Source organism: Roseovarius ramblicola (assembly GCF_042430665.1).
GTDB classification, from domain to species: Bacteria; Pseudomonadota; Alphaproteobacteria; order Rhodobacterales; family Rhodobacteraceae; genus Roseovarius; species Roseovarius ramblicola.
In genome coordinates this window covers 47,563-71,081 of record NZ_JBHMEC010000004.1, presented here as the reverse complement: position 1 = coordinate 71,081, position 23,519 = coordinate 47,563, and the positions used below count along the sequence as shown (strand labels likewise).

Sequence of the window (23,519 nt, the reverse complement as noted above, 5' to 3'; positions counted from 1 at the left end):
GCATCTCGACGATATCGCCCTCGCATGGCCTGGCCGCGCGCACCCAGGCCGTGCGCGCCCGCGTGATGGCCTTGCGGCGGTCGGCGCCAAGCCCGGGCAACTGGCGGCCAAAGAACCTCTCCTGCACCATTCCGGCGGCGGCCCAGCAGTCGTAGGCCTCCGGCCCGGCCGCGCCCTCTTGCCAGGGCGTGCCGATGAGTGCCGCGATATCAGATGCCGAGCAGGGGGAAGCGCGTGTCATAAAACTGCCTGTGAAAGGGGGTGTTGATCACGTCCGGTGCGCGGGCGGTGACCTCAACGCCACCGGTCCGAACCACCGGGTCCACCAGCTCGAACCCGTCAAGCACCTCGGGCTGACCCGAGAGGCGCGTGCCCATGGTAAAGGCGCGGATCGTGATCCGGACAGGGTCGAGCGTCTTGGAGGCGGCGATCAGGGCACGGGTGATCCGCGCGTCCACATTGGAGAACCGAAACCGCGCGAGCGGCACGCCGAGCGATGTTTTCTCCGGGCGCATGATCTCGATGGGGGCACGGTTGAACTGCACCACCTGTCCGCCCTGTATCGGCGCGTCCGGCTCCAGCTTGGCCTCGAAGAACGGGGTCTGCTCGATATCGGGGGCATCCGCGAAGACGCTGGCGAGCCGGATCGCGCCCGCGGTACCGGTGCCGGGATCGGTGATCTCGGCGTGGCGCACCTCGACCGTGGCGATCTCGACGTCGTCGGTGGCGTAGGCATAGCTGGCGATGATCGACGGGTGCGGCATCAGCTAATTCCCTGTCGCGCGTAGTATTCGGCGTCCGCGACCCGCGGCAAACCACGTATCTCGATCTCGAGCGAGAGCCGGTAGTCATGATCCCCCACCAGCCGCGCGGACATGGCGTCGCGGCCGTCACCGACGATCCGCGCCTCGACCGTCTGGTAGGCGTCATCGACGAGGGCCGACATCTCGAACCACAGCCGGCCGCCATCGGCATCCTCGTAGAACCACCGGCGCAACACCGGGAGGTCCGCGCGACGGATGTCGATGTCGAACCGTTGCCGGTGCGGACGGAAATGCGCCGTACGCCTGACGCGATCCTCGCCCTCATCGAACTCGGTACGCCGGGTGACGCCCGGCATCGTCATCTGCCAGCTATCGATCTGCGGCTTGAACAGGTCTGGAAAGGGCCATTTAAGCGCCATCTACATGCCTCCCCGCAAATTGAACCGCCCTGCGATCGCGGGCGCGAGCCCCCGTCCGCGCGCGAGGTTGCGGCCAAGGCGACCCTCGAACTCGCGGAAGATCAGATCGATATCGAGGTCGTTGCCGTTCTGCCGGGTCTCGACGCGGGGCTCTTCCTCATTCTCCACACCGAAGACGCGGACGTTGACATTGGCGGGGGCAGCGGAGGCGGCCGGAGCCGCGCCTGGCGCGGCGGCAAGCCGGGCAAGGCCCTCGATCGTGGCGGCGGTGGATTGCTGCTGTGCGAGGGTCAGCACGCGCTCGTCGTCCTCGAGGATCGCGGGGACCTCGTTCCCGGCGAGCCCGCCGATGTGGAGCCGATGCGCGTCATCGAAGACCCGTGGATCGACGCGGCGCGGGGATCCATCGCGACCGGCCAGGCCGCCGTCGTGTAGTTGCAGGCTGTTCGCGCTGCCCGGCGCAGGGCCTGAGAACAGACCGTTGAACAGGCCGGAGAACAGATTGCCGAATATCCCGCCCCCGGCGCTGCCGAGATTGCCGGTGGCCGAGGCGGCGGCAAGGCGGAAGATCTGGCGCAGGGCGAAATCCACGAGGTCCGCCGTCTCGATCTTGCCGGTGGTGGCGAGGCTGACAAAGGCGTCTTCCATGCCTTGGAACGCGGCCTTGACCGTGTCCTCGGCCACCTCCGCCATGGTGAGTTGGGTGCCGAAGATGTCGTCGAGTCCGCGCTCGATCCCGGCGGCCCAGTCCTCGCGGTTGCGCAGGTCCTCCTGGTAGGCCTCGGCCAGCCGGTCGCGCGCGATCCCGTCGACCATGTCCGCGAGTTCGGTGTGGCCCAGGCCCGCCGCCTTGAGGCTCGCCAGCGTGGCCGCGCGCCATTCCTCGATCCGCGCCGTCGCGAAATCGAACGTGCCGCCGAAGCGCTGGCCGAATTCCTCGACGATATCGCCCGCGAGATCGACCTCTTTCGTCGCCCCGCCGCTGCTGCGCGGTGATAGCTGCCGCACCAAGGCTGCCCGGCGTTCCTGGTTGGTGAGGCGGCGCTCCAGCGCCTCTTCCTGCGCCCGCAGCGCGGCTTCTGCTGCATCCGCGGCCTGCGGCGCGCGCAAGCCGTCATCGGGTCCGCGCCGCGCATCGATGAGGGGATCAAGCTGTGCCCGGGCGCGCGCCAGCTCCCCCGCGATCCGCGCCTCGGCCTCGCTGGCCCCGGCCTCGAGCGCCGCGATCTCGGCCTCGAGCCCGACGTTCTGGAAATCGAGATCGATCAGCCCGCCCTGCAGCGCCGCCAGCGCCTTGCCCGCGCGTTCAAATTCCCCGGCCATGGCCGAGGCGCTCGAGGCGGCTCCGGAAAAGTCGATCGTGTCGGCGGCGGCGGCGGTGTCTTCGGTGAGGTCGAGATTGCCCCTGAGCGCGGCCCTGATCTTTTCGAGAAGGGTTTGGGTGGAAGCCCCTTCCTTGAGGGTCTCGCGGAACCCCTTTGGCGCGGCCTCGCGGAACGCCTCCGCCGCGTCCGCCATCTCGAACAGGCGGTCGGCCAGAACGGCGAGAGCCTGCGCGCGGCTTTCGTCGTCACTGGCAGTCTCTACCGCCGCGATCTGCGCCTCGAGACCGCCGATGCCCTCTGCAATCCGCAAGATCTGCGCCTCGGCGCTGCCGAGATCGACAGTGTTGATATCGCCGAGCGCCAGCATCACGCCCCGCGCGGCCTCGCGCGCCTCTTGGCCCACGCCGACGAAGCGATCTATACCCTGTGCAATCTCATCGAAGGCGACGTCCCCGCCTTCTCGAAGCTCCTTCACGAGTGTAAAGATTTCACCGAAGGCCGGACCAAGCGTGTTGGGGTCATCGAATGCTTCCCGACGGAGGCGAAGCCTTTCTGTAAGGTCCGGAGAGTCTCCGGTCAGACGCGCGTTACGCTCGAGACTGGCGTCGAAAATGCCTTTCAGGATACTATCGGTTCCGGCTTGTTGAATATCACGCTGAACCTTGGCGAGCTTCTCCTGCGCGTCGCGCACCGCGTCCTGCAAATCGGCGCGGCTCTGGTTGAGCATCTCCTGCGTCGTGGCGCGGACCTTGCCGCCCAGCTCGTCCTGGTCGCGCGCCGCCTGGCGGCTGGCCTCGGCATAGCGCTCCATCGCCTCGCCCGCGCGGTCCGTGGCCTCGCGCAGGTTCGCGACCTTCTCGTCATTATCCTCGATGAGGAAGGGCAGCGCGGTGAGCCCGGCGGTCAGGGCGGCGAGACCGATGCCCACCGGCCCGCCGAGCGCAGCCACGCCGGCGCGCAGGCCGGTCAGCCCGACGGCGGCGGTCCGGGCGGCGCGGCCCCAGCCGACGAGATGCCCGGCGAACCGCATCGCGATGAGCGCCGAGATGGCCTGGCCCAGATCGCCTGCGTTCTCTGCGGCAAAGGACAGCCCGTCTCCCAGAACCTGCCCGAAGGCGCGCAATCCCTCCTGTGTGCCGGGATCGCGCAGCGTTTCGGTGATGGCGAGCATCCCGTCGGTGACACCCACGAGGAAGCCGGACTGCGCGAACTCGCGCTGCGCCTGGACAAGCTCGTTGCGGAACCGGTTGAAGTCCGCCGTGGCTCCTTGGGCCGCGGCCCGCGCGCCCTCGCCGAACTCCTCGCGCAGCTGACGGGCAAAGCGCGGCAGGAAGTCCTCCGAGAGCACCTCGCCCGCCTCCAGCATGTCGCTCAGCTCGGAGGTGGTGACATTCATCGCCCGCGCGGCGATCTGGAAGGCACCGGGGATCCGCTCGCCAAGCTGGCCGCGCAGCTCCTCGGCCTGCACCTTGCCCTTGGACATGACCTGCTCGATGGCGGTGAGCGCGCCCTGCACCTGCTCTGCGGGCAGCTGCAGGGCGGCGGCGGCGGTGGCCACGCCCTCGAAGATCGTGGTGGCCTGATCCTCGATATCGGTTCCGCGCGACGCCGCCAGCAGGCCCGACAGGCCACGCTCGACAGCGACCAGATCGAGGCCGAAGCGCTCGGCGGTCGCGCGTGCCGACTGCATCGCGGCCTCGCCCGCCTCGACGCTGCCGGTGGCGGTGCGGAACCGCGCCGACAGGCTCTCTGCGGCAAGCCCGGTGCGGAATACCTCGCGCGTGAGAAGACCAATACCGACGCCCGCGATGAGGCCGCGCAACCGGCTCAGGTCAGAGCCGAAGCCACGCGTCTCGCGGCGGGCACGCACGGTGTCGTCGCGGTACCGCTCGACCTGGTCACCGGCGCGGCGCGCCGAAGTGCCGGTGCCGCGCAGGCCGTCCGAGGCGGTGTCGCTGGCCTTCCTGAACCGGCCCAGTTCATCGCGGGCCTGTTTGGTGCCCGCGACGAACCCGCCCGCATCCGCGTCATACCTGGCTCTGACATTGAGCATTACCGCCGCCCCCCGAGCCCATGCGCGCGTGGTCGCTGCGGGCGTTCGCGCAGCACGCGCAGCGTGGCCTGTTCCAGCACCTGCAACCGCGCGAAGTCATCCGGGCCGGTGTCGAGCCCGGCCATGCGCGCCGTGGCCTCGGCCGGACCATAGTCGAGACCTGTCACGCGGCCCTCACCGTCGCGCCGCCATTGCGACGCCATGGCCAGAAACCAGCGCAGGGATGTGGCACACCAGCCGAACACCTCGATCTCGTCCTTTCGCGCCGCGCCTCCGGCGGCCTTGACCATTGTGTCAATCTGCGCCGCTTCAAGCCCGAACGCCTCGAGCTCGGCGCGGAACCTCTCGGGACCGGCGGCGGAGGCTGGACGCCGGAGCATCGCCTCCGCCGCCTCGGTCAGTTTTTTGTCTCGATCCCCGCGGTCGCCCGCCGATAGGCCTCGGCGACCCCGAGCGTGATGTAGCTGTAGCCCATCAGTTGCTCGCGGGCCTTTTTCGAGAAGGGCACCGGATTGCCGTCGATGTCCTCGATGCCCTCCCAGCCGAGCCACACCTGCCGCAACGCCTCGCGCGGGTCGTCGGCGATCGCCTGTCGCTCCGCTTCGGGCAGGATCAGGACCTTGGCCCGGAAGTTCTGGGGCTCGATACCGTCCTCGACGGGCGCGTTGACCTTCACGGTCACCCAGGTGACGGGGCGGGGGTTGAACCGAAAGGCCGTCATTGCGCGGTGATCCGGAATTCGTTGGTGGTGTCGTCGCGCAGGTAGAGCAGGTCGAAGGTGGCGGTGACCTCGTTGTCCTGCTCGCCCATGTCCGACAGGAACGCCTGCACCCGGTCGGCGCGGAACTCGACCTGGTTTCCGGCCGAGCCGTTGCGGAACAGGAGCGCCTGCTCGGTGCCGTCGAGCGACCGCGCGAAATAGTCCAGATCGCCCAACGCCGGCGCCGTGACGACGAGCCGCCCGGTATAGCGCCGCCGCCCGCGGCGCGTGCTCAGATCGTTGGGGCGGTCGTTGTGGATGACCGGCGTCTCGTCCTGCATCGTCAACTCGCGCAGGATGAGGGTCTCGCCCGCGAAGGTGAAGGTCGTGTTCGCGTGGCTGACATGGTCCGCCTCGACATAGGCCGCCTGGCCGAGCGTACCGACGTCGAGGGGCGAGGCCGCGACCACGGCGCTGCGCGCGACCGGCGCGCCGTAGAGCGCGGTCAACTCGAAGGAAAGCCGCGGCAGTTCGCCGTCGCGGGCGGTGAAGCCCATCGTGCCGGTGGCGTCGAGGGCCTCCTGGAGAAAGTCGGCCGCCGTGCCCGGCGCGCCCTGGCTGCCGCCGAAGCCGCCCACCAGCGTGGCCCACTTGAACGCGTCGTCCTGCCGCGGCGAATAGGCCGCCGACGTGGTTGCGGTGAGCGTCTCGGCGAGGCCGCAGGCCTGCGCCATCGCGCCCCAGAACGGCGCGTCGCCGAGCGCGGCCGCGGCCGATGCCTCAAGCGCGGCGGTCACCCGCACGCGGGGCCGGCTGAGGAAATCCGCACCCGTTGCACCCGGGTTGCCGTCCACCAGGTCGCGGCTCTGCCGGTCGGCCTCGAGCGGACGATGCGCGAGCTCGATCGCGGGGATCAGGTCCGCGCCGGCGTAGTCCGCAGCCACGCCCTGCGCGGTCTGCAGCTTGGCGATCAGAAATCGCGTGTCGAAACTCATGGGCATGTCAGCCTCCTGTCGTGGTGTGTGCGATGCGCCGCCGGAAGCGGAGCGAGAATTCATCCTGCCAGCCGATCAGCCCGCCCGGGAGCGGGCCGGTCACGAGCTGACCGCTTTCATGGGCGACCGGGCCGCTGGCATAGTCCGGTCCCCAGCCTTCGAGCAGCGGCAAGAGCCGCGCGCGGACCTCCTCGAGCTGGCTGATTGCGCGCCCGCCCGCATCGCGCCGCAGGTCCTCGGCGAGCGTGATGACCAAAAATGTGGCCTGCACCGCGCTGTGCTGGACACCGCCCGCAACGCCCGCGGCCCGTGGCCGCTCCGCGCCGGGCATGACGAACGCGAGGGGGCTGCCCGCCGCGCCCTCGCGGGCGATGCGGGCCATGTCGCGCGCGCCCGAGACGCTGCGGTAGATGCCGCCGCGCTGGACACGCTCAACGACGGGCGCGAGTTGCAGGACCGGCGCACTCACTGGAACGCCTCGCGGAAATAGGCCTCGACCGTGTCGCCGATGTCGGCCTCGTCGCGCGCGTCGAAACCGAGGAAGGGCCGCGCGGGGATCTCCACCTGGCCCACGGTGACGAACTGTCCGCCCGGCAAGCGGAAGGCGAGCGCCTTGGCATCGCGCGGCTTGATGGTCGCACCGAACTGATGCGTCGCCGCGTAGTCCAGGCTGCTGCCGATCTCGACTGCGCGAGGCTCGACTTCGGTGACGATGCTGTCGCGCAGCCTGGCGCTGTCGATCAGCGTCTGACCACCCTCCTCCCGCGCGCGGATCGATACCGGCCAGGGCCCGCCGTCTGGTCCCTTCGACTGCTCGAATCGCTCGGAGACCGAGGTTTCCAGCACGTTTCCGATCCGGCGCATCAGCGGTGTCATGTCGGTCGCGCGGCGGATCGCGTCCCCAAGAGCCGCGTCGAGCGGGGCCGCGTCGAGAGAGAGGGTCATCGTGACCATCTCAGAACCCCTTGAGGCTGTCGCGGGTGAAGGTGGCGTCCGGCCCGGCGGTCCGGGGTGCATTCGATTGCCCCGGCGCACTGTCGGCGGGGGTTTCGTCTCCCAACGAGACCTCACCCGCATGGGCTCGGCGGAGGAAAGCGAGCGCGTGGTCGTAATTGGACTTCGCCCCTTCGACAACGGGCGCGCGGTCGCCCAGCAGGCGATACCAGGCGATGGCGGCGGCATGCACGGTCAGAACCCGGGGCGGGTTGGCGGCATCGTAGAGCCCGGCCACGTAACTTTCGACCTCGGCCACCGCATCGTCGATGGCGGTCTGCAGCGCGCCTGCGTCGATGCCCGTCACCATGCCGTCGCGGGTGGTGAGCTCCGCGAGGCGGGTCTCGCCGAAGCGGTCGATCATGTTCTGCGTCGTGAGATAGGGCATCAGCGGGTCACTCCCTTCACCGCCCACATCACTGCCTCCTCGATCTTGGTGCGGGCGATGGCGAATTCGCGGCCCTGCTCTTCGGCGATCTCGTCGAGGAGCGCCTGCCCATGATCCTTGATCGCCTCGACGCGCCGCTTCTCGATATCGCTGAGCTGGCGATAGGCGTGCCGCACGGGGCTGTTGCCCGCCCGGGCGTCATCGCTGCTCTTGATCGTGTCGGGCATCGGGGCCTCCGGGCTCAGGTGTTCGGGTGCCGGTCTCTCCCGGCTGTCACGCCTGATCCTCGGCGACGTCCCCTGGCGGTATTCTCAGGAGGCCGCGTCCGCAGCCGCCTTCATCTCGTCCCAGACCATGTCGCGTGCGGCCGCCGTGATCCGGTCCGCGTGCTCGGGCAGCGCCGCCTCCAGCGCCTCGACCGACGGCTTGCCAGACGACGTAAAGCCATCGGCGGGCAGATTGCCGATCGCCTCGATCATGGCGGCGCGCAGCACGTCGTCCATCTCCGGCAGCTCCGGCTGCGGCCTTGGCTCCGCGTCCTCGATCTCCTCGATCGCGCCCAGCTCCAGCAGCCGCGCGATCTCCGCCTCGGTGCCGATCTCGCCGGCCTCCGCTTCGGTGTTGAAAGCCAGCCGTTTGGCGGCGATCACGGTCGTCTTGATGCGGTAGGTCATGCTCGGGTCTCCTTATGTCGCGCCCTGGATGAGATAGCCGGTCGCGGGGGCCGCGATGACCTCGCGCAGCTGCTCGCCGACGCGCAGGGTGATCGAGCCCTTGAGCCCGGCATGCGGGTTCGGAAACCGCCCCGCCACGCGCCCGTCGAACTGTGCCGTCCAGCCCCAGGCGGGCGCGGTGCCGTCCGGCCCGGCCTGCCGGTTGCGATGGACAAGGGCGATGTTCCCGCCCCAGACCCGCTCGAAGGACGCGGTCTGCCCCTTGTTGGAAGCGTTGATGTAGCTGTCGCCCACGAGGATGTCCGAAAGCTCGAAGAGCTCGGCCACCGCCTCGCGGCTGGCGCGGCCCTTGTCGCCCGATGTGCGGTTGATGGCCTTGAGGATGTCCGGGTGCGTCGAGAGTGCGGTCCAGTCCTTGCGCCCCATCGCCGCCACGTTGGGGCGCATGATGAAGGTGGCGTCGAGCGCGGCAGAGATCACGCCGATCGGGTCCGAGGCCGGGTCGCTGAACTGGCCCGTTCCCGACAGGGTGACCTTCTTGTCGGCGTCATAGTTGGCCGCGTCCTGCACCATCGCCGCCACCCGCTTCTCGCGGTCGAGCATGGTCAGGTGCGTGAGACCTTCGACGGCGCGCGCCTCCGGGTCGAACGCCGAGTTGCCCTGGGCGCGCAGGGCGCGGGCAGTGTCGATATCGCGCTGCGGGATCACGTCGTCGAGACCGTAATCCTTGACGCTCGAGGTGCGCTCCTCGCCGGTGAACTCGACCTGGCTCACCACACCCTTGCGGCCCACCTCGGTGTCGGGCACCGTGAACATCTGCTCGGGCGGGAAATAGGTCCACTTGAAGTCGGGGGCCATGACCGGCACGCGCGGCATGAGATCGTCGGCGATGAAGGCCACGTCGGGGTTGCGGTAGTTGACGGCGATCGCGGTCAGGACCGGATCGACGACGAAGGGGGTGGGGGTGCTCATGGATCAGCTCCTCGGGGCTCAGGTGACGGAATGGCGGGCGATGGCCACGTCGATGATGTCGCCATCCGCCCAGGCCGACAGCGCGTAGCCGATGGCCACGTTGCCCGCCCCGGCCGAGGCCGCGACGCCCAGGCCGCTCGCGTTGGCGGTGACGGGCGCGCCCGCGGCCCCGGTGCCGGACATCTTCAGCTCTGCCGAGCCCGACATGATGACGTCGGTCAGCATGCCCTGGGCTGCATCGAGCTGATCGGTGATGCCGATCGCGGCGTCGGTCGCGGCGGCGGCGGCCACGATCGCGCCTGCAGCGCTACCGAACTTCACGATGCGGCGGCCGGGCACCGCCGCCTCGGCGGTGTAGGATTTGATGAACGCTCCGGGGTTAGGCATTGTCGGCCTCCATGGTGTCTGCGATCTCACGCACCGCCTCGGAGAAGCTGAGCGGCCGCCCCTCCTTCCCGGCCTCGATGACGAGGCGGTTCGCGGCGGCGGTGACATCTTCGTGGGACTTGATCTGCGGGACGGTCTCGCCGCCCGCGCGTTCGCTGAAATCGATCAGCTGGCGGGTCTGCTTCGACAGCAGATCACGAAACCAGTCGCGCGGGCTGGCAGCCTTGCCCTCGGCAAAGCTGACCTCATCCTCGGCATCGAGGGCCTCCATGAAAGCCGCCATCTCGTCCTTGAGGCCGGGGGCGATGCGCCCGTCTTCAGCCAGCGTGTCGAGCAGGGCCGCATCTTCCTTGCGGCGCTCCTCCGCGCAGGTCTCGGCAAAGGCCGCTTCCTTCGCGGCGATCTCGGCTTCGCGCGCATCGAGCGCGGCCTGCCGGTCTTCGGGGGTCTGTTTGTCCTTGCCGGACATGTCTGTCTCTCCTTCTTCGGTTTCCGCCAGATCGACGAGGCCGATCAGATCGTCGGCCTTGAGGCCGAGCACCTTCGCGAAGCCGCGCAGGCGCTCTTCGGGGGGCGTGGCGATCTCGCCGCGCAGGATTTGCAGGACGGTGCCGCGTTCGATCCCGGCCTCTGTCGCCATCCGTTCGACCAGGTCCGAGCGCGCGGCGGCATCTTCGGCCCGCTCGTCGAGGCGGGCGTTGAGGCGGCGCGACAGATCGGTCTCGGCAAAGCTTGGCACCGCCGTCTCACCGCCGCCGCGCTCGATCACGTTGCGCATGAATTCCTCGGTGGTGCGGATGTGCTCCAGCTCATGGGAGGGCACGATCCGGTCGGCCACCTCCTGACCTTGCGAAGACAGCAGCCAGTCGCGCAGACCCGCGACCACCCGGCGCAAACCGCCGAACCCGGCGGAGGCGACACCGGCGATCTCCGCCTCCGAGAAGTCGATCTCCAGCGTCACGGCCTCTGCATCATCGGCGAACTCGGCCGCCTTGAGCCCTTTCACCGCGGGCGGCTGCGCACCGAGGAAGCCGACATGCTTGAGGTAGTAGGTGCCGGGCGCAGGATTGGCAGACGCCTTCGGCGGATAGAAGCTGGCGCTGATCCGCTTGAAGCGGCCGGCGCGCACCATCTCGGCAAAGGCGGGCTCAACCTGGTCGGGCTCGGCGAAAAGCTCAGCGCCCTCGGCACGCAGGGACTTCACCCAGCCGTAAGCGGGCGCGTCGGTGCGCGGATGGCCCACGACGATCGGGGCCTCGTGCAGGGCGGGGTCATAGGCGGCGGCGACGGCCTCGACCTCGGCCTCGGAGAACTCGAAGCTCTGGCCGGACATGGCGGTGTGGCGACCGGCGCGGAAGATGTGAAGCGGCTTTGTCATGGCCCGACACTAGGCCGCGGCGCGGGCGCATATCAGATGAAGGGCTTCACGGGAAACGCCGGGACCGGGGCGGCGCGCGACACCAGCACCCTAGCCGGAGGCACCGGCACCGGGCAAGCCTCATTCGGGCACAGGCGCTCAGCGGCCCGCACAGTGCGCCTTTGACGCGCACGGCCTCCGGGCCGTGGAATGGTCGAGGGGGGTATTGAATGGGTATTTAACGGCGCTCTGGTGACGCATTCCGTTCGAGGGGGCCGCGTGCCACCTCGCCTGCGGGCGCGAGAAGCCCGAAAACCGCCTCAGGAGGCCGGGTCTTCGAGGAAGTTGCGCAGGACCGCGCGGCGTTCTTCGGGGGTGCGGCGGGGCCGGTCGAAATAGGACCACAGGTCCGCGCGGCGCACAGCGACCAGCTCCTCCTTGTCCGGGTTGTCATCGGGCAGCGCCTCGGCCTCGCGCAGGGCATTCTCGTACGCGTCGCGGCTGAATTCGTCGGGCGGCTCGACCAGCAGATTTCTCATGACGCGTCTCCGTTGAGGATCCGAATGATCATGGCGGACGCGGTCTGCGCCGTCTCTTCCGCGCGCGACCGCACGGCTTGTGCCTGCGCTCCCAGACTTTCCTGATATAGGATAAGACCCCGAGACTGCAACACATCGAGAAGCGTAAGCCGCACCGCATGGTCTCGGTCAATCGTCGCCATGCCGGGGGCCAGATCGTCGATGATTTCCGCCGCCACCTCTGCCAATTCCCGGATATCCCCGGTGGTGGGCCTCAGAAGTTGCGCGCGGTAGAGCGAGCCATCGTGGCCGACGGCCATGATCGAGGAGACCTGGCGATCGAACATCACGACCATGTCGTCAGGCGTGAGCGGCGCCGAACTGGGGTGGTTGTGCACGAGCCCCACCTCGACGCCGCGCGCGAGCCGATCCTTCATCGTCGGGCTCAGCTTGACGTCCTTTCCGCTTCCGATGGTCCAGTCGATCTCCTCGCCCGTCGCAAGGTCGAACGCACCCAGGTGTTCGCGACCCTCCGACATCCCGAAGAGGCGCGCGCGGCTGGCAAAGCCCAGCTCGGTCGCCGCCGCCCCGGGCGACAAACCGCCCGAGATCGGCCCGTGCCGCCCGCTCAGATCGAGCCAGGCCTTGCCCGGGTTGCCGTCCCAGGCCGGATCGACCCCGAGCGCCGTGGGCTCGATCTGCCCGGTGCGCCGGTTGAGCACGCCGCGCTCCTGCAACGTGAACTCCTCGGTGACGCGCTGGCCCCGCCGGTCCATCATCGCCTGGCTCAGCTGCTGCACGGTGCAGCCGCAGCGCCAGCCATTGGGCGGGTAGATGCGATCCCAGACCGGATCATCCACCGGGCGGATCAGCTCGTGATAGCGCGCGTGCTCGGGGCGCTTGGTGTCGCGCTGCACCTGGACGTAGCGCAGGAAGGGAAACGCGTCCTTCACCCGCTCGATCCGTGCCCATTTCCCGGCGGCGTGGCTCGCGCGCATGTTGGCGTCGAACATGATCCGCAACCGGCGAACGGAACCGAGTTCGACGTTCTTCAACTCGCCGGTCAGCGGGTCGCGCTCCATGCTCCGGCCCCACCAGCCAAGGCGCTTGAGCTCCGGCTCCAGCTCTTCGGTGAACGTTGCCACCGTGCCCCCGTTGGCGATAGCGCGGTCCATCGCCCCTTGGATCACCTCCAGCACCTCGGTGCGCTTCGCCTTGGCGACCACGAAATTGCTGGCATGCTCGTTACGCCAAACATCCCGGAAATCGAACCGCGCATCGGGCGGCGCAAGCCCTTTGGAGCGAAAGAAGCTGAGCGCGTCCTCCGGGCGCAGGCGCTTGAGATCGATCACGGGGCCACCGCGCCGGGCAGGCTGTCCTCGCCCCCTGGCGCTTCCTCGTCATCGATCACCGCACCCAGCTCGCCCGCCAGTCGGGCGGCGAAACTGGCCTCGGTCAGAAGATCGACCAGGGCGCGGCCGTCGCCCGGTGCGTCGCGCAAGCCGTCGAGACGCGCGCGCAGCTCGTCCAGCGTGGTCTCCGGGCCAGCGCTCTCGAGGAACGCGGCGAGATCGGCAAAAAGCGGTGTCGCGGCGTCTTCGGCGTGGCCATCTGCGATGATCTGTTCGGCGAGGTCATCGAGGGCGCTGTCGTGGACGTGCTCGGCGAAATCAGGCGGCGGCGCATCCGGGCCGGGTCCCGGCGCGGCCCGCTCGTACCCGTCGCCATAGGTCTCCTTCACGCGATCCTCGGTCATCCGCCAACCCATCTGGTGCAGCTTGCTGTCGCGCTCGACCGCCGCCGAGGTGTCCTCGGGGTCCTCCATCTTCCGCCAGACCCGCGGCGGGACGACACCCGGAAAGTTGAACTCAGAGAGCCGCGCCACCGGCCCCTCGTTGAAGGACTGGCAGACCAGGTCCGCGTCAGACTTCTTGACGGCATCGGCCACGTCCGCGTGCACTTCGGCCTGGGACCGGCTCGATCCGTCATCGGTGGTCATCGTCTGCGACAGCACGATCTTCGAGATCGCCGCGTCCATCGTGTCGTGCAGCGCGCGGTAGTCGAGACGGCTCGACCCGCCCGGCGCGGTCAGCAGATCGATATCCATGCCTTCGGGGATGATGATCCCTGCCTCCGACCGGATCGCCATCACGGCCTCCATCAGCTTTTTCTGCTCGTCCTCGCTGGCCTGCGGGTGATATTTGCCGCGCGCCGTGGGCATGCCGAACTTGTCGAGCGCGATCAGCCACAGCTTCAGCCCGTTGCGCTTGAACCACACCGGCCAGTAGAGCCAATGCGCGAGGCCGAGACCGTAGGGCTCGTCGTCGTGATCAGCGCCGGTCGAGAACACCCAGAATTTTTCGGGCGGCATCTCCTCACCTGTCAGCATGTCCGACATGGTCAGCAGCCGCAGACCGCACTCCTCGTCGAAGCGGAACCGCACCCGGTCACGGACGCGGACTTCCTCCCAGCCCCAGAGGCGGCCGTCGCGGCGGAACATCTGCTCGGCCACCGAGTAGCCGTAGAACAGCCCCCAGAGCATCTTCTCGGTCAGCCGGTCGAACTTCATGGCGCCCAGCTCGTCGCGCAGCCAGTCGGCGGCGCGCCTGCCCTGCGCGGTGTCCTCGCCCGGCACCACCTCCCACTCCCGGCTGGTGACGGCCGACAGGCGCTGCGTCATCACCGACTTGACCTGCGGGTCAGTGAGGATCGGCTTGTAGATATCAAAGCTGCCGCCCCCGCGCGTGCGCAGGATCGGGTCCGTGGGTTCCAGCAGTGGGCCGATCCAGGGCCGGGTGATGTCGCGCCCGTTCTGGATGCCCGACAGCTCCATCGGGTTGCGCATCCGCACAGCGCGCAGCCGCATCGTGGTGGTCTTCCTAGCCATCTCCGAACCCTCCGAAATCCATGCCGCCGCTGCCCCTGGCAAAGCCCGTGCGCCGCCGCTCCAGGGCACCTGTGAAATCTCCGATCGTCGTGCCCGGGCGCGGGCCGGTCGAGCGATATTCCATCGGCACCTCGCCCCCGTCGGCGGCGGAGACAGCAAGTGCTCCGGCCCAGAACCGGTCGGCATGGCCGTCCGTCTCGCCATCCGAGATAAGCCGCCGGATGCCCGTGGGCCCGACGCGCGAGCGGATCGCGTGCAGGTCGGCGCGTAGCACCGGATCGCCCTCGGGGATGCGCAGCCGCCGGTCCTGCATCTGCTCTTTCAGCGTCGTCGCCATGTCCAGTTTGGCGGCGGAGGTAAAGAGCACGCCTGCCACCCGCACCGAGCCATAGCGCCGCTGCGCATCCTCGACCGGCTTTTCGCCCATACCGGTCTGGTCGATGGCCGCCCGCGCCACGCGGTAGCGCCGGAACACGCCCGCCAGCAGTTCGTCCTGCTCGGCAAAGCTGATCCGCTTGCGCGCGATAATCTCGCGCGTCCAAAGCACGTCGCCCACCTCCTCGACCACCCAGATCACGAAGAGGTCGTTGCGCGCCGCGATATCCACGCCCACGAAGACCGGCCCGGCGGTATAGCCCGCCGGGTCCCCGGCCGCGCCATGCTCGCAGCCCGCGATCAGATCGTAATCGAGCCAGCTCGCCGCCTCGTCGAGCCACTGCAGCTCGAATTCCTGCGCCCAGGCATCCTCGTCGGCCATGCCCGCGCGCAGCTCGTCGATATCAACTTCAAGCCCCTCTTTAACGGCCTGGTAAATATCGACGTGATGGCGCGACCAGTTGGTATCCTCGGCGGTCATCAGCTCGTAGAACTTGTTGCCCTTGCCGTTGGGCGTGCTGATCACCCGGATCTTGTGCCCGCCGCGCGCGGCGACCGGAAAGGCGCTGCCCCAGATGCGGCGACTGTCGCGGTGAAACGCGAACTCGTCCAGCAAAAGGTTGCCGCCAAAACCACGCGCGGCGTCGGGCGAGGCCGACAGAGCCGTGACCCGTGAGCCGCCCGGAAACCGCACCTCGTGCGTCTTGTAGGTGGCGTCCAGTTCCCGGCTGTAGAACTCGCCCTCGCCAAACTCCGGCTCGGCCGAGCGTGCCATTTCGTTGTAGGCCGCCCAGAAGCCCCGGCAGATCGGCTTGAGTGCATCCTCCATCGCCTCCTTGGCCGTGGCTTCGGACCGGCTCAGGATCGTCCACCGGACGCGCCTCCGGTCGATTTCAGCGCGAAAACAGTCGTCCGCGATTTCGCCGCACGCCCCGAAGGTCTTGCCGCCACGCCGGGTGAACATGCCGATCTTGAAGCGGCTGGCATCCTGCAGCCAGCGCTTCTGATAGGGCAGAAAGGTGATGACCTGTTCGGGCATCAGTGGCCCGCCTCGGCCTTCAGGCGCTGCATGCATATCCGGGCGCGGTCAAAGTCAGGATAGCCTTGCACACCCCAGTCCGGCTTACGGTCCGCCAAATTCGACAGCCTCAGATCGACGCCCCAATATGTTCGGCCATCCACCCTGTCTCCCGCGAGAAAAGCGCGGATCACCCGCGCGGCGTCGCGACAGGCGCGCTCGATGTTAAGATCACGCTTTGCCCAGTACGCGGCATGCGCGGCCATGTCGTTGGCGATCTGCGCTGCGGTCGCCATCACACGCTCTCCCAATACCCGTCGCGCAGCCAGCCGTGCCAGCCGCAGTTGAGCTGACGGACGGACGGTGAGAGCGTCGGCTCGCTCAGCGATCCGTTCCAGGACCAGGAGGGCTCGGTCTCGGGCTTGATCCGCAATCCGATCGGGATGCGGGACGGCCCGTCGCAGCCGCAGGGGCAGAAGAACCAGAAGGCCGCGCCATTCGGGCCGCCCTGCGTCAGGTCGATATGAAAGCTACCGGGCAGCTCTCGCCGCCGGAACTCGGCCGGGTCGGGGAACTCGATGGCGCGGATCATGGGCGTGCCTCTCGGATGCTGACCAGGTAGGGCTTGTCGCGCCACCAGGCGATGGTGCAACGCATGTCCAGGTGCTCGAACCGCTCGCGTCGTCCGAACAGGAATGCCCAGAACGCGAGCCAGACCGGCCCCTTGCGCCAGTTCTCGTCGCCCACCAGCACCTTTGCGCCCTTGACCATGTCCTCGCCGGTGGTCATGCCATCCCCATCACTTCCCGCGCCGCCTGTGCGGCCGCCGCGTCGATCCGCCCCGTGGCGACGCCGGTTTCAAGCTGGGCCGACGCCTCCGCCCGTGCAGCCTCCGCCGCCTCCGCGGCGATGCGCTCGCGCTCCTTCGCCATCAGCTGCTCGCGGATGCCCGCGCTCGACATGACGTCCTTCATCATCTTGCCCAGGAAGTGCAGCTCGCGCGGGTCGATCTTCTCGCCGTCCTTGCCCATCTGCGCCTTCAGCACCTTGAACGCGACCGAGGTCATCATCTGGAAGAGCACGCGGTGCCGGTCGGCCTCCTCCGACAGATCGTTGTCGGCCAGCCATTGCTGCGCCCAGGCCCCGGCCTCATCCTGCAGCTTGACGAAGTGCTCGTATTCCTGCCCGTAGGCGTGCAGCGCGCTCTTGCCGATGCGCAGCTCGAGGCCGTCTTGCTCAAGACGGAAATTCAGCTCTTCGGCCAGATCCTCATAGCCGTGAAAGCCCTTTTCCTTCCACCACTCGTGCAGCCACTGGCGCAGCTCGGCGGGCAGCAGCTCGACCTTGCGGGGCGGGGGCATGGTCAGACCCTCCGGGCGCGGGGGCGCTGGATATCGGGATGCGTGGCCTCGCCGCGCGCGATCTCGATGCCGCGCAGGGTGGCCTCTGCGATCACGAACTCCCCGTGGTCGCTGACCGTGACCATGCCGTTCTCCTGCAGCCAGTGCAGCTCGGTGATGACTTGGTCGAAGGTCGAGCCCACGCCCACGCCGTGCAGCACGTCGCGCAGGATCGAGGCGTTGGTGGTGTAGCCCGAGACCTGCTCGAGATGACGCAGGATCGCAAGGCGGCGGTGCTTGCGGACGGTGGCGGCATAATCTGCCATCAGTGCTTCTCCCTCAGGTGGTCTTCGTGGCGACCAACGATGTCCTCGGTGCGCTGCAGGCTCGCCTTCATCCCCTCCATGGTCGAGCACATCGCCTTCATGTCCCCCGACATCTCGGACAGCATGAGTTCGAGGCGGTGAGTGTCGTCCTTGCCCGGCATCACCTGCACGGTCTGCTCAAGCCAGGCGATGCGCCCCTCGTGCCGGTCCATGCGCTCGTCACCCGCCTCGAACTGCTTGTCCACATCGGTGCGCCGCGTGGCCAGGAAGGTGTAGATCGCCACGAGCAACGGCAGGATCACGCCCGACGCCTTCCAGAACAAATCCCAATCCATCATGCCGGGTCGCCTTCGACCGGCTCGACCATCTCGATCGCCTCGCCCGAGTCCATCGCGCAGGACAGTCCATCAGGCCGCGTGAGGATCAGCGTCCATGTGCCCGAGGGCGCGGCAAAGAGCTCGACCAAGTGACCGCCGGAGGTCAGCGCGCGCATGCGCAGCGTCTCGCCATATTCGGACCGCAGCCCCTCGGCCACGGCGTCGCGCGGATAACAGGGCTGCGCGAAAGCGGGCAGCGCGGCGATGATCGCCGCCAGCCCGATGAGGAATACGATCAGGTGTTTCATTCGCGCCTCCAATCCTCGATTGCCGGGTTCTCGGCCTCGCGCGTCGCGGCGAGCGCCGCGTCGGCATCCGAGCCCGGATCGGCGGCGCCGGGGGTGTCGTGGCGCAGGGCGCGCAGGGTGGCGACATTGCGGGCCACATCCGGGGCCTGCGCGATGATCCGCGCGGCCTCCTTCTGCATCGACGAGCCCCGGAACTTGTGCAGCTCTCTGGCGCCGAAGTAGAACGCCACGATCGCGCCCATGAGCGCCCACAGCGGCTCGGGCACCAGGGCGAGCCCCTGCATCCGCTCCGCGAACCACACGGGGTCGTGCATCGCCGAGCCGAAGAGGAAGATGCAGCCAAAGGCCATGGCGGGGCGCGGCAGGCGGTTGAGCCCGTCCACGAACCGGCCCCACGGCCCCTGCACCGAACCGAACTCCGCCGCCATCTGCCGCAGCGCCGCGCCCTGCGCGTCCGCCGCGCGCTGATCCGCCGCCTCGGCATTGGGGCGGAAGACCTCGGCCGTCTCGGCGATCACGTTGCGGCCACCACCGAACACGGCCCCGAAGATCGTTCTCAACCACCCCATGCCGAAACCCTCTCATCGAACTGTGCCTGCGTCATGCGGTAGCGCGGGCTCATGAATTCCTCGGCGCGCCGGATCCAGCCGCCCTTGCCGCCCGAGCGCGAACGGGCGAACTTGCGGCTTGCGGGCCGCGCGTCGGCCAGGCGGAAATAGTAGTTGCGCCGCGCGATGGCGTAGGCGTCGGCGATGTGATCGGGGGCCGCGTCATGCGCCATCTGGACGGCATGCAGCGTGCTCGGGCCGATCACACCGTCTGCCGTCGTCGTGAAACCCATCTGCGTCACAAGCCGCTGCAGGATTTTCACAGCGTTGGAACCGGCATTGACCTGCATGTCGAAGACCGATGCCTGCAGCACCTCGGGCAAATCGGCGATGCGCGGACGGCGGAAGTAATGCTCGATGAAGATGTCGACGGCGCGCTCACGGCTCATCAGCCGCACGTCAGCGACATCGATATCGCCGTCCCGGTCCAGATCGAGACCGAGCTGGCGCATGGTGTGGATCGTCACGCCGAAATTCGTGGCCCCGCCCGGATCGTCGGGATCGTTGACGAAGCCGCCCTCGCGGGCGACGATCTCCTCGGCGATGTCTCGGACTGACAGCATGGCGCGCCCCTTTCCCGTTCAGGATAGAGAGCGCGGGCGCGCTTATTCAGATGAAGCGCTTCGCATGGCCTTGAGAAGGGGCGGCTCTTCCTCGCGGGCCAGCTCCGCCTTGACCTGCAACACGCGACGGGCGGAGACGCCAAACCGGTTCGCCAGCACGTTCACCGGCGTGTCCGGGGCCTCGCGCAGCGCCTGCCTGAGGCCATCCCGGGCCTGTGCGCGGGCCGAGGGCACGTCGAGATATTCGCCAGCGTAGCGGTCGGACAACCATCTGGCAATATCGCGCCCGGCGAGCGTGACGAGCAGGCTGCCGGTGAGCCGCGCACCCGGCACATAGAGCCGCATGCCGCCCGCGCGGGCGAGGAACCGCTCGACAGGCACGTCCTCGATTTCGGCGCGCAGCTCCTCGACCCATGTCGGCTCATGCTCCACGGCGACGCCTCCGGCTACGACCCTTGAGGCAGGGTTGGTGCTGGGGCCTGACCGTGATCACGGTAGGACCGGATATCACGAAGATGAACCCGCCGCTGATGACAGCATTTGCCCCGGCCTCGATGCCCCGGTCCGCGACCCGCCCGATCTCGCGGCGGATCGCCTCGATATCGACACCCTCCACCCGCTCCAGATAGCGGATCAAGGCGTGATCGGTGACGTGATGCAGTGGCTTTTTCACCGCGCGTGATCCTCCCAGGCGAACTCGATCCCCTCGCGCCGCCCCCAGTCCTTCAGCGCCTGGATCACCGCGTCGATCTGCTGCCAGTCGCGCAGCATGTCCACGTCGGCCGGGACCGAACCCCAGTTTGACCCGAAGCGCTTTCGGATGAAGGTGTTGAGCCCCCGGCGGCTGGGGTCGCGCAGGGCGCCCGCCTCGCCCAGCTTGCGCCAGAGCACATGGATCATGCGCAGATCTGCGCGCGGAGCGGGCTTGTGGCGCGAACGGACAGGCTGATCCTTGAACCCGGCCTCCTTCAGCCGGTTGACAAGCAGCTTCAACTCGCCATCGCTCATGTCGCGCAGGGACGTCTTGCCGGTGACACTCACCTGCAAATCCCGCCGGGCGTCATCGTCGAGGCCCAGCTGGCGGCAGGCGGCGAAAATCAGTTTATGGAGGGACCGGCTCATTACCCGTCCCTCGCGACAAGCTCGACCTGCGCGACGGGCACCGTGGCGACCTTCCACCGCCCATCTCCGTTCTTTTTCGTGTCCTCTGTGTCGAAATAGCCGACCCGGACCGTTTCCTTCCGGGGGTGCCGGCAGGTTATCTGTCCACTGAACACTCGCCCGCCGATAGTGATCCCCACCTGGTCGAAAAGCTCGACCTCCATGCCGTCCGCATAGACCATCTCACACCTTCGCGATATCGAGCAGCACCGTCTGCCAGTGGGCCTCGGTGTCGGGCCGGTGCTTCACGCGCACATAGGTCGCCTTGCCCACCACGCGCATGGCGTCGCGGATCGCGTCCATGGCGCGCCGCCAGCGGTGGTCCTCGATGTCGAGCCGCAGCAGCATGAATATCTCGGCGCGGTTGATCTGGCCTTCCTTGTCGGTGTTGAAGGCACGGGTAACGATGGCCTGTATTTCGGGGCGGCTGTCGGCCGACCATTCGTTGAGGCACTCGTCGATCAGGCCCTTGGCAACCTGCAGCTCCGGGCCGAAATCCACCCGGTCCTGCACCTGCACCTGCACCTGGTAGAGCCCGTCATAGGAGGTGAGCGTCTTGTTGCCCTTGGCCCCGCCGATGCTGGTCTCGTACTCCTGCGCAAGGATCGCCTCGAAGGCCGAGATGTCATCGAACGTGTGCTCCTTGAAGCGCCGCAACTGGTCGCTCAACGCCAGCGCATACCCGGCGATCTTGCGGACCTGCTCGTCCATCAACTCGTCCTGTGGGCGCACCAGGTCGTTGGGAACCAGCCGGCCCTTGGCATCATTGCGGAACCACTTCCCGTTCTGCAAAACAAGACCCGACGGCACCGGGTGGGGGGTGAACTCAGACATGGTCATCTCCTGTTGAAGGGGGCGTTGAAAGAAGGCGCGGCCCGACGCCGTGAAGCGCGCAGACGCCCGCCATGGCGGCGATCTCGTCCATCGAGCACAGCGTGGTGCCGCGCGGGCCGAGCAGATCGACCTTGGCGACGGCCGAGGCGGCGAGGCGAAGCATCTCCTCGCGGCTCCAGCGGGTGATGTCGGGGGCGGTCATGGCTGGCCCTTCCGGTCGTCGAGGACCGCACCCACCAGCCCGTCTCGCGTAACGACATCGAGGATCGCAACGGCCAGTTCCTTGACGGTCACCCCGCGCGCGGCGGCATAGGGCTCGAGCGCGGCGCGGACCTCGGCGCTCAGCCGCGTCAGCCGCACCTCCTGCGGGCCGCGCCCTCGCCCCGGCCTGATGCGCGGAAACTCCGCCCCGTGCCGCCGCAGGCGATGCAGGACGCTGTGGACCTTCTGGGGCTTCACGCCGATCCGCTCGGCGATGACGCGCGCAGGGACAGCCTGCTTCGCGAGCTCGGAAATCGGCTGATCAAGGCTTGTGTCAGGATATCTCATGCTCCGCCTCCCCGGTGTTGATCGGGCAGCGCATGCAGGCCCGGTACATCGTCACGTATTGAGCATTGACGTTCTGAAACTGGCGGGTCCGGCCGCGCCATTTCCGGCAGACCTGCTTGCCGATGGTGCCCTGCACGGGGCATTCGACGGTCTGGGACATGTAATGCCCGCGCACGAGGTCCTCGACGACGCCCGGATCGGCCGGGTAGCGGTTGCGCAGCACGTTCGAGACGAGGCTCGCGCTGCGCCCGATCTCAACCGCCACCTTGTTCTGGCTCGTGCGGTCGCAGGCCATGGCCAGCGCCTCGATCCAGTCGGGCATCGCCTCGCCCCAGAATTCACGGGCGGTGTCGACAGCACTCATGCCGCACCGCCTTTCGCCGGGGTGAACGCCCCGGTGTTCGGATCGAGGATGCCCGCGAGACGAACCGCCTTCGGAGGGCGCGGGCCGGTGTCCTCGAGTATCTGGTAGAGCGCCTCGCGTTGCCCCGGAATGGCGGTCTGGCGCACCTTGAGATGACCGGACCCGAGCAGGTGCCGACAATAGGCGCGGGCCTTCTCGACCGTGACGGCGACACCACCGGCGTTCGCGTGGGCGGCGAGGTCAGTCGGGCTGAACTGGCGCAACTGCCGCATCGCGCGCCACATGTTGCCCTCGGGCGTGGCCTCGCCGCTCGCAGGCTCCAGTCCGGCAGGCGGCAGATGCGCAGGCCTGTAGAAACGCTTCCCGGTCGGGCCGACACGGCTCGGCCTCACGCGGCCCTCCCTGAGCCAGAGGCGCAGGTACCGCTTGGCCGTATCCTCGGCACAGCCGCGCGCGGCCACGTCCTGCCAGTGCATATCCGGCAGATCCTTCACCGCAGACCAAATCTGCTCAAACAGCTCGCTCATCACCCAACCGCCTTTCCGCCGCCGGCAAGCGGCACCACGGTTTCAGGCGTCTCGGTCCGCATGACCGGCCGGAAATCCTCAACCCGCCTGACCGCGGGCGGCTGTCCGGTTGTGAACGGGCGATGACCCCACATGTCGAGATCGACGGCCCGGCGACCGCGCCCCTTGGCCATCTCGCGCGCCGAAGCAAGGTTGGTCGCAACCCGGCGTATCGACCCTGCCGAGGCATCGACGATCGCGCCGAGCAGATCGTCGGCCACCTCGACGCCCGCCGCGTAGATCGGCACAAGCTTCTGGGCGTCGGACATGTTGCAGGCCAACGCAGGCTCCCACGCAAGCTGACGGTTGTGAATGTTCTCCCACCGGGTCAGGTCCTGCGGCAGCTTTTCCTCGCCCACCAGGATCACCGGGGACTGGCAGCTCTCGTAGATGTCGCGGGCCAGCTCGATCATCCGCTTGCGAAGCAGATACTGCGCGTCGTCGATGATCAGGGGCCGGTCGCTGCGCGCCAGCTGCGCGCCGATCGCGTCGACCATGGCGGCAACACCGCGCACCGGAGGCAGGCCGATCTCGCGCAGGATCGCCTGCGCGAGATACGTGGGCGTCCAGCAGTCCTTGACCTGGACGACATGCGCCTGGAACTCGTTTGCGGCTACGGTGACGGCGGTGGTCTTGCCCCAACCGGAGGGTCCGTAGAAGGTCGCCATGCCGGGCAGCCCGGAGGCACGGTCCTGCACCCGCTCGACGAGGCCGATCAGGGCCGCGACATTGCGCAACGGTGCGATCGAAGGTGTCAT

37 protein-coding genes and 1 pseudogene are annotated in these 23,519 nt (G+C 68.3%); all 38 read right to left on the bottom strand.

All coding sequences use genetic code 11. The features are described 5' to 3' along the window. Positions 1 to 241: pseudogene (locus ACFFU4_RS03230) on the bottom strand (hypothetical protein); the annotation flags it as partial. Next, positions 210 to 764: a DUF1833 family protein gene (locus ACFFU4_RS03225; RefSeq protein WP_377067001.1), complete on the bottom strand. Its 555-nt coding sequence runs from the start codon at positions 762 to 764 to the stop codon at positions 210 to 212. The gene ACFFU4_RS03225 and the pseudogene ACFFU4_RS03230, both read right to left, overlap by 32 nt. After that, positions 764 to 1,183 (bottom strand): hypothetical protein, encoded by a 420-nt coding sequence (locus tag ACFFU4_RS03220; RefSeq protein ID WP_377066999.1) that lies wholly within the window; start codon positions 1,181 to 1,183, stop codon positions 764 to 766. The genes ACFFU4_RS03225 and ACFFU4_RS03220 overlap by 1 nt, the downstream gene beginning before the upstream one ends. After that, on the bottom strand, positions 1,184 to 4,561 hold the full coding sequence (locus tag ACFFU4_RS03215) for a tape measure protein (RefSeq protein WP_377066997.1): 3,378 nt from the start codon (positions 4,559 to 4,561) through the stop codon (positions 1,184 to 1,186). It abuts the gene before it with no gap. Then, on the bottom strand, positions 4,561 to 4,941 hold the full coding sequence (locus ACFFU4_RS03210; RefSeq protein WP_377066995.1) for a DUF1799 domain-containing protein: 381 nt from the start codon (positions 4,939 to 4,941) through the stop codon (positions 4,561 to 4,563). The genes ACFFU4_RS03215 and ACFFU4_RS03210 overlap by 1 nt, the downstream gene beginning before the upstream one ends. 17 nt (positions 4,942 to 4,958) lie before the next feature. After that, positions 4,959 to 5,282, bottom strand: coding sequence for a hypothetical protein (locus ACFFU4_RS03205; protein WP_377066993.1), 324 nt, complete (start codon positions 5,280 to 5,282; stop codon positions 4,959 to 4,961). Continuing rightward, a complete protein-coding gene (locus ACFFU4_RS03200) occupies positions 5,279 to 6,262 on the bottom strand; it encodes a hypothetical protein (protein ID WP_377066991.1) in 984 nt (327 codons plus the stop codon). Before ACFFU4_RS03200 ends, ACFFU4_RS03205 begins: the two co-directional genes overlap by 4 nt. A gap of 1 nt (position 6,263) precedes the next feature. After that, entirely contained in the window at positions 6,264 to 6,725 is a 462-nt protein-coding gene (locus tag ACFFU4_RS03195) for a phage tail terminator protein (RefSeq protein ID WP_377066989.1), read from the bottom strand. Further along, a complete protein-coding gene (locus tag ACFFU4_RS03190) occupies positions 6,722 to 7,201 on the bottom strand; it encodes a phage virion morphogenesis protein (RefSeq protein WP_377066988.1) in 480 nt (159 codons plus the stop codon). Before ACFFU4_RS03190 ends, ACFFU4_RS03195 begins: the two co-directional genes overlap by 4 nt. Positions 7,202 to 7,211: 10 nt before the next feature. Next, positions 7,212 to 7,637, bottom strand: a complete 426-nt coding sequence (locus tag ACFFU4_RS03185; RefSeq protein WP_377066986.1) for a gp436 family protein — start codon at positions 7,635 to 7,637, stop codon at positions 7,212 to 7,214. Then, positions 7,637 to 7,864, bottom strand: a complete 228-nt coding sequence (locus ACFFU4_RS03180) for an Acb2/Tad1 domain-containing protein (protein ID WP_377066984.1) — start codon at positions 7,862 to 7,864, stop codon at positions 7,637 to 7,639. Before ACFFU4_RS03180 ends, ACFFU4_RS03185 begins: the two co-directional genes overlap by 1 nt. A gap of 84 nt (positions 7,865 to 7,948) precedes the next feature. Then, a complete protein-coding gene (locus ACFFU4_RS03175; protein ID WP_377066982.1) occupies positions 7,949 to 8,311 on the bottom strand; it encodes a hypothetical protein in 363 nt (120 codons plus the stop codon). A gap of 12 nt (positions 8,312 to 8,323) precedes the next feature. Next, positions 8,324 to 9,283 carry a hypothetical protein gene (locus tag ACFFU4_RS03170; RefSeq protein ID WP_377066980.1) on the bottom strand — a complete coding sequence of 320 codons (960 nt, stop codon included), beginning with the start codon at positions 9,281 to 9,283 and terminating at the stop codon, positions 8,324 to 8,326. 18 nt (positions 9,284 to 9,301) lie between these two features. After that, entirely contained in the window at positions 9,302 to 9,670 is a 369-nt protein-coding gene (locus tag ACFFU4_RS03165) for a hypothetical protein (RefSeq protein WP_377066978.1), read from the bottom strand. Then, the gene (locus tag ACFFU4_RS03160; protein WP_377066976.1) at positions 9,663 to 11,048 is read right to left on the bottom strand and encodes a hypothetical protein; all 1,386 of its coding nucleotides are present in this window, start codon (positions 11,046 to 11,048) and stop codon (positions 9,663 to 9,665) included. Before ACFFU4_RS03160 ends, ACFFU4_RS03165 begins: the two co-directional genes overlap by 8 nt. 299 nt (positions 11,049 to 11,347) lie before the next feature. Next, on the bottom strand, positions 11,348 to 11,566 hold the full coding sequence (locus ACFFU4_RS03155; protein WP_377066975.1) for a hypothetical protein: 219 nt from the start codon (positions 11,564 to 11,566) through the stop codon (positions 11,348 to 11,350). Then, a complete protein-coding gene (locus ACFFU4_RS03150) occupies positions 11,563 to 12,897 on the bottom strand; it encodes a phage head morphogenesis protein (protein WP_377066973.1) in 1,335 nt (444 codons plus the stop codon). Before ACFFU4_RS03150 ends, ACFFU4_RS03155 begins: the two co-directional genes overlap by 4 nt. Next, the gene (locus tag ACFFU4_RS03145; protein WP_377066971.1) at positions 12,894 to 14,432 is read right to left on the bottom strand and encodes a DUF935 domain-containing protein; all 1,539 of its coding nucleotides are present in this window, start codon (positions 14,430 to 14,432) and stop codon (positions 12,894 to 12,896) included. Before ACFFU4_RS03145 ends, ACFFU4_RS03150 begins: the two co-directional genes overlap by 4 nt. Next, on the bottom strand, positions 14,425 to 15,846 hold the full coding sequence (locus ACFFU4_RS03140) for a phage terminase large subunit family protein (protein WP_377066969.1): 1,422 nt from the start codon (positions 15,844 to 15,846) through the stop codon (positions 14,425 to 14,427). Before ACFFU4_RS03140 ends, ACFFU4_RS03145 begins: the two co-directional genes overlap by 8 nt. Next, positions 15,846 to 16,121 (bottom strand): hypothetical protein, encoded by a 276-nt coding sequence (locus ACFFU4_RS03135; protein ID WP_377066967.1) that lies wholly within the window; start codon positions 16,119 to 16,121, stop codon positions 15,846 to 15,848. Before ACFFU4_RS03135 ends, ACFFU4_RS03140 begins: the two co-directional genes overlap by 1 nt. Further along, positions 16,121 to 16,417, bottom strand: a complete 297-nt coding sequence (locus tag ACFFU4_RS03130) for a ubiquitination-like system serine protease family protein (protein WP_377066965.1) — start codon at positions 16,415 to 16,417, stop codon at positions 16,121 to 16,123. The genes ACFFU4_RS03135 and ACFFU4_RS03130 overlap by 1 nt, the downstream gene beginning before the upstream one ends. Next, entirely contained in the window at positions 16,414 to 16,614 is a 201-nt protein-coding gene (locus ACFFU4_RS03125) for a hypothetical protein (RefSeq protein WP_377066963.1), read from the bottom strand. Before ACFFU4_RS03125 ends, ACFFU4_RS03130 begins: the two co-directional genes overlap by 4 nt. Beyond that, on the bottom strand, positions 16,611 to 17,186 hold the full coding sequence (locus ACFFU4_RS03120) for a phage protein Gp27 family protein (protein ID WP_377066961.1): 576 nt from the start codon (positions 17,184 to 17,186) through the stop codon (positions 16,611 to 16,613). Before ACFFU4_RS03120 ends, ACFFU4_RS03125 begins: the two co-directional genes overlap by 4 nt. Before the next feature lie 2 nt (positions 17,187 to 17,188). Continuing rightward, a complete protein-coding gene (locus ACFFU4_RS03115; protein ID WP_377066959.1) occupies positions 17,189 to 17,491 on the bottom strand; it encodes a VpaChn25_0724 family phage protein in 303 nt (100 codons plus the stop codon). Continuing rightward, a complete protein-coding gene (locus ACFFU4_RS03110) occupies positions 17,491 to 17,829 on the bottom strand; it encodes a DUF2730 family protein (protein WP_377066957.1) in 339 nt (112 codons plus the stop codon). Before ACFFU4_RS03110 ends, ACFFU4_RS03115 begins: the two co-directional genes overlap by 1 nt. Then, positions 17,826 to 18,116 carry a hypothetical protein gene (locus ACFFU4_RS03105; RefSeq protein WP_377066955.1) on the bottom strand — a complete coding sequence of 97 codons (291 nt, stop codon included), beginning with the start codon at positions 18,114 to 18,116 and terminating at the stop codon, positions 17,826 to 17,828. Before ACFFU4_RS03105 ends, ACFFU4_RS03110 begins: the two co-directional genes overlap by 4 nt. After that, complete coding sequence (locus ACFFU4_RS03100) at positions 18,113 to 18,685, bottom strand: holin family protein (protein ID WP_377066953.1); 573 nt, start codon at positions 18,683 to 18,685, stop codon at positions 18,113 to 18,115. Before ACFFU4_RS03100 ends, ACFFU4_RS03105 begins: the two co-directional genes overlap by 4 nt. Next, on the bottom strand, positions 18,673 to 19,287 hold the full coding sequence (locus ACFFU4_RS03095; protein WP_377066951.1) for a holin-associated N-acetylmuramidase: 615 nt from the start codon (positions 19,285 to 19,287) through the stop codon (positions 18,673 to 18,675). Before ACFFU4_RS03095 ends, ACFFU4_RS03100 begins: the two co-directional genes overlap by 13 nt. A gap of 42 nt (positions 19,288 to 19,329) precedes the next feature. Continuing rightward, positions 19,330 to 19,719, bottom strand: a complete 390-nt coding sequence (locus ACFFU4_RS03090; RefSeq protein WP_377066949.1) for a hypothetical protein — start codon at positions 19,717 to 19,719, stop codon at positions 19,330 to 19,332. After that, complete coding sequence (locus ACFFU4_RS03085) at positions 19,709 to 19,960, bottom strand: hypothetical protein (RefSeq protein WP_377066947.1); 252 nt, start codon at positions 19,958 to 19,960, stop codon at positions 19,709 to 19,711. Before ACFFU4_RS03085 ends, ACFFU4_RS03090 begins: the two co-directional genes overlap by 11 nt. Beyond that, on the bottom strand, positions 19,957 to 20,409 hold the full coding sequence (locus ACFFU4_RS03080) for a gp16 family protein (protein WP_377066945.1): 453 nt from the start codon (positions 20,407 to 20,409) through the stop codon (positions 19,957 to 19,959). The genes ACFFU4_RS03085 and ACFFU4_RS03080 overlap by 4 nt, the downstream gene beginning before the upstream one ends. Continuing rightward, the gene (locus ACFFU4_RS03075) at positions 20,409 to 20,630 is read right to left on the bottom strand and encodes a hypothetical protein (protein ID WP_377066943.1); all 222 of its coding nucleotides are present in this window, start codon (positions 20,628 to 20,630) and stop codon (positions 20,409 to 20,411) included. The genes ACFFU4_RS03080 and ACFFU4_RS03075 overlap by 1 nt, the downstream gene beginning before the upstream one ends. Position 20,631: 1 nt before the next feature. Next, the gene (locus ACFFU4_RS03070) at positions 20,632 to 21,282 is read right to left on the bottom strand and encodes a DUF3164 family protein (RefSeq protein WP_377066941.1); all 651 of its coding nucleotides are present in this window, start codon (positions 21,280 to 21,282) and stop codon (positions 20,632 to 20,634) included. Beyond that, on the bottom strand, positions 21,275 to 21,484 hold the full coding sequence (locus tag ACFFU4_RS03065; protein WP_377066939.1) for a hypothetical protein: 210 nt from the start codon (positions 21,482 to 21,484) through the stop codon (positions 21,275 to 21,277). Before ACFFU4_RS03065 ends, ACFFU4_RS03070 begins: the two co-directional genes overlap by 8 nt. Further along, entirely contained in the window at positions 21,481 to 21,831 is a 351-nt protein-coding gene (locus ACFFU4_RS03060; RefSeq protein WP_377066937.1) for a hypothetical protein, read from the bottom strand. The genes ACFFU4_RS03065 and ACFFU4_RS03060 overlap by 4 nt, the downstream gene beginning before the upstream one ends. Further along, complete coding sequence (locus ACFFU4_RS03055; RefSeq protein WP_377066935.1) at positions 21,818 to 22,195, bottom strand: hypothetical protein; 378 nt, start codon at positions 22,193 to 22,195, stop codon at positions 21,818 to 21,820. Before ACFFU4_RS03055 ends, ACFFU4_RS03060 begins: the two co-directional genes overlap by 14 nt. Beyond that, positions 22,192 to 22,722 (bottom strand): hypothetical protein, encoded by a 531-nt coding sequence (locus ACFFU4_RS03050; RefSeq protein ID WP_377066933.1) that lies wholly within the window; start codon positions 22,720 to 22,722, stop codon positions 22,192 to 22,194. Before ACFFU4_RS03050 ends, ACFFU4_RS03055 begins: the two co-directional genes overlap by 4 nt. Continuing rightward, positions 22,722 to 23,519: an AAA family ATPase gene (locus ACFFU4_RS03045; RefSeq protein WP_377066931.1), complete on the bottom strand. Its 798-nt coding sequence runs from the start codon at positions 23,517 to 23,519 to the stop codon at positions 22,722 to 22,724. The genes ACFFU4_RS03050 and ACFFU4_RS03045 overlap by 1 nt, the downstream gene beginning before the upstream one ends.

What these genes read in the sequence shown, in the direction of transcription:
- ACFFU4_RS03200 (WP_377066991.1), bottom strand. Translation starts at nt 6,262, where the DNA reads ATGCCCATGAGTTTCGACACGCGATTTCTGATCGCCAAGCTGCAGACC.
- ACFFU4_RS03220 (WP_377066999.1), bottom strand. Translation starts at nt 1,183, where the DNA reads ATGGCGCTTAAATGGCCCTTTCCAGACCTGTTCAAGCCGCAGATCGAT.
- ACFFU4_RS03130 (WP_377066965.1), bottom strand. Translation starts at nt 16,417, where the DNA reads ATGATCCGCGCCATCGAGTTCCCCGACCCGGCCGAGTTCCGGCGGCGA.
- ACFFU4_RS03060 (WP_377066937.1), bottom strand. Translation starts at nt 21,831, where the DNA reads ATGAGATATCCTGACACAAGCCTTGATCAGCCGATTTCCGAGCTCGCG.
- ACFFU4_RS03210 (WP_377066995.1), bottom strand. Translation starts at nt 4,941, where the DNA reads ATGCTCCGGCGTCCAGCCTCCGCCGCCGGTCCCGAGAGGTTCCGCGCC.
- ACFFU4_RS03105 (WP_377066955.1), bottom strand. Translation starts at nt 18,116, where the DNA reads ATGAAACACCTGATCGTATTCCTCATCGGGCTGGCGGCGATCATCGCC.
- ACFFU4_RS03045 (WP_377066931.1), bottom strand. Translation starts at nt 23,519, where the DNA reads ATGACACCTTCGATCGCACCGTTGCGCAATGTCGCGGCCCTGATCGGC.
- ACFFU4_RS03175 (WP_377066982.1), bottom strand. Translation starts at nt 8,311, where the DNA reads ATGACCTACCGCATCAAGACGACCGTGATCGCCGCCAAACGGCTGGCT.
- ACFFU4_RS03100 (WP_377066953.1), bottom strand. Translation starts at nt 18,685, where the DNA reads ATGGGGTGGTTGAGAACGATCTTCGGGGCCGTGTTCGGTGGTGGCCGC.
- ACFFU4_RS03165 (WP_377066978.1), bottom strand. Translation starts at nt 9,670, where the DNA reads ATGCCTAACCCCGGAGCGTTCATCAAATCCTACACCGCCGAGGCGGCG.
- ACFFU4_RS03155 (WP_377066975.1), bottom strand. Translation starts at nt 11,566, where the DNA reads ATGAGAAATCTGCTGGTCGAGCCGCCCGACGAATTCAGCCGCGACGCG.
- ACFFU4_RS03080 (WP_377066945.1), bottom strand. Translation starts at nt 20,409, where the DNA reads ATGAGCCGGTCCCTCCATAAACTGATTTTCGCCGCCTGCCGCCAGCTG.
- ACFFU4_RS03215 (WP_377066997.1), bottom strand. Translation starts at nt 4,561, where the DNA reads ATGCTCAATGTCAGAGCCAGGTATGACGCGGATGCGGGCGGGTTCGTC.
- ACFFU4_RS03145 (WP_377066971.1), bottom strand. Translation starts at nt 14,432, where the DNA reads ATGGCTAGGAAGACCACCACGATGCGGCTGCGCGCTGTGCGGATGCGC.
- ACFFU4_RS03095 (WP_377066951.1), bottom strand. Translation starts at nt 19,287, where the DNA reads ATGCTGTCAGTCCGAGACATCGCCGAGGAGATCGTCGCCCGCGAGGGC.
- ACFFU4_RS03185 (WP_377066986.1), bottom strand. Translation starts at nt 7,637, where the DNA reads ATGCCCTATCTCACGACGCAGAACATGATCGACCGCTTCGGCGAGACC.
- ACFFU4_RS03205 (WP_377066993.1), bottom strand. Translation starts at nt 5,282, where the DNA reads ATGACGGCCTTTCGGTTCAACCCCCGCCCCGTCACCTGGGTGACCGTG.
- ACFFU4_RS03160 (WP_377066976.1), bottom strand. Translation starts at nt 11,048, where the DNA reads ATGACAAAGCCGCTTCACATCTTCCGCGCCGGTCGCCACACCGCCATG.
- ACFFU4_RS03115 (WP_377066959.1), bottom strand. Translation starts at nt 17,491, where the DNA reads ATGGCAGATTATGCCGCCACCGTCCGCAAGCACCGCCGCCTTGCGATC.
- ACFFU4_RS03180 (WP_377066984.1), bottom strand. Translation starts at nt 7,864, where the DNA reads ATGCCCGACACGATCAAGAGCAGCGATGACGCCCGGGCGGGCAACAGC.
- ACFFU4_RS03190 (WP_377066988.1), bottom strand. Translation starts at nt 7,201, where the DNA reads ATGACCCTCTCTCTCGACGCGGCCCCGCTCGACGCGGCTCTTGGGGAC.
- ACFFU4_RS03135 (WP_377066967.1), bottom strand. Translation starts at nt 16,121, where the DNA reads ATGGCGACCGCAGCGCAGATCGCCAACGACATGGCCGCGCATGCCGCG.
- ACFFU4_RS03170 (WP_377066980.1), bottom strand. Translation starts at nt 9,283, where the DNA reads ATGAGCACCCCCACCCCCTTCGTCGTCGATCCGGTCCTGACCGCGATC.
- ACFFU4_RS03140 (WP_377066969.1), bottom strand. Translation starts at nt 15,846, where the DNA reads ATGCCCGAACAGGTCATCACCTTTCTGCCCTATCAGAAGCGCTGGCTG.
- ACFFU4_RS03055 (WP_377066935.1), bottom strand. Translation starts at nt 22,195, where the DNA reads ATGAGTGCTGTCGACACCGCCCGTGAATTCTGGGGCGAGGCGATGCCC.
- ACFFU4_RS03120 (WP_377066961.1), bottom strand. Translation starts at nt 17,186, where the DNA reads ATGCCCCCGCCCCGCAAGGTCGAGCTGCTGCCCGCCGAGCTGCGCCAG.
- ACFFU4_RS03225 (WP_377067001.1), bottom strand. Translation starts at nt 764, where the DNA reads ATGCCGCACCCGTCGATCATCGCCAGCTATGCCTACGCCACCGACGAC.
- ACFFU4_RS03065 (WP_377066939.1), bottom strand. Translation starts at nt 21,484, where the DNA reads ATGACCGCCCCCGACATCACCCGCTGGAGCCGCGAGGAGATGCTTCGC.
- ACFFU4_RS03050 (WP_377066933.1), bottom strand. Translation starts at nt 22,722, where the DNA reads ATGAGCGAGCTGTTTGAGCAGATTTGGTCTGCGGTGAAGGATCTGCCG.
- ACFFU4_RS03070 (WP_377066941.1), bottom strand. Translation starts at nt 21,282, where the DNA reads ATGTCTGAGTTCACCCCCCACCCGGTGCCGTCGGGTCTTGTTTTGCAG.
- ACFFU4_RS03075 (WP_377066943.1), bottom strand. Translation starts at nt 20,630, where the DNA reads ATGGTCTATGCGGACGGCATGGAGGTCGAGCTTTTCGACCAGGTGGGG.
- ACFFU4_RS03110 (WP_377066957.1), bottom strand. Translation starts at nt 17,829, where the DNA reads ATGATGGATTGGGATTTGTTCTGGAAGGCGTCGGGCGTGATCCTGCCG.
- ACFFU4_RS03125 (WP_377066963.1), bottom strand. Translation starts at nt 16,614, where the DNA reads ATGACCACCGGCGAGGACATGGTCAAGGGCGCAAAGGTGCTGGTGGGC.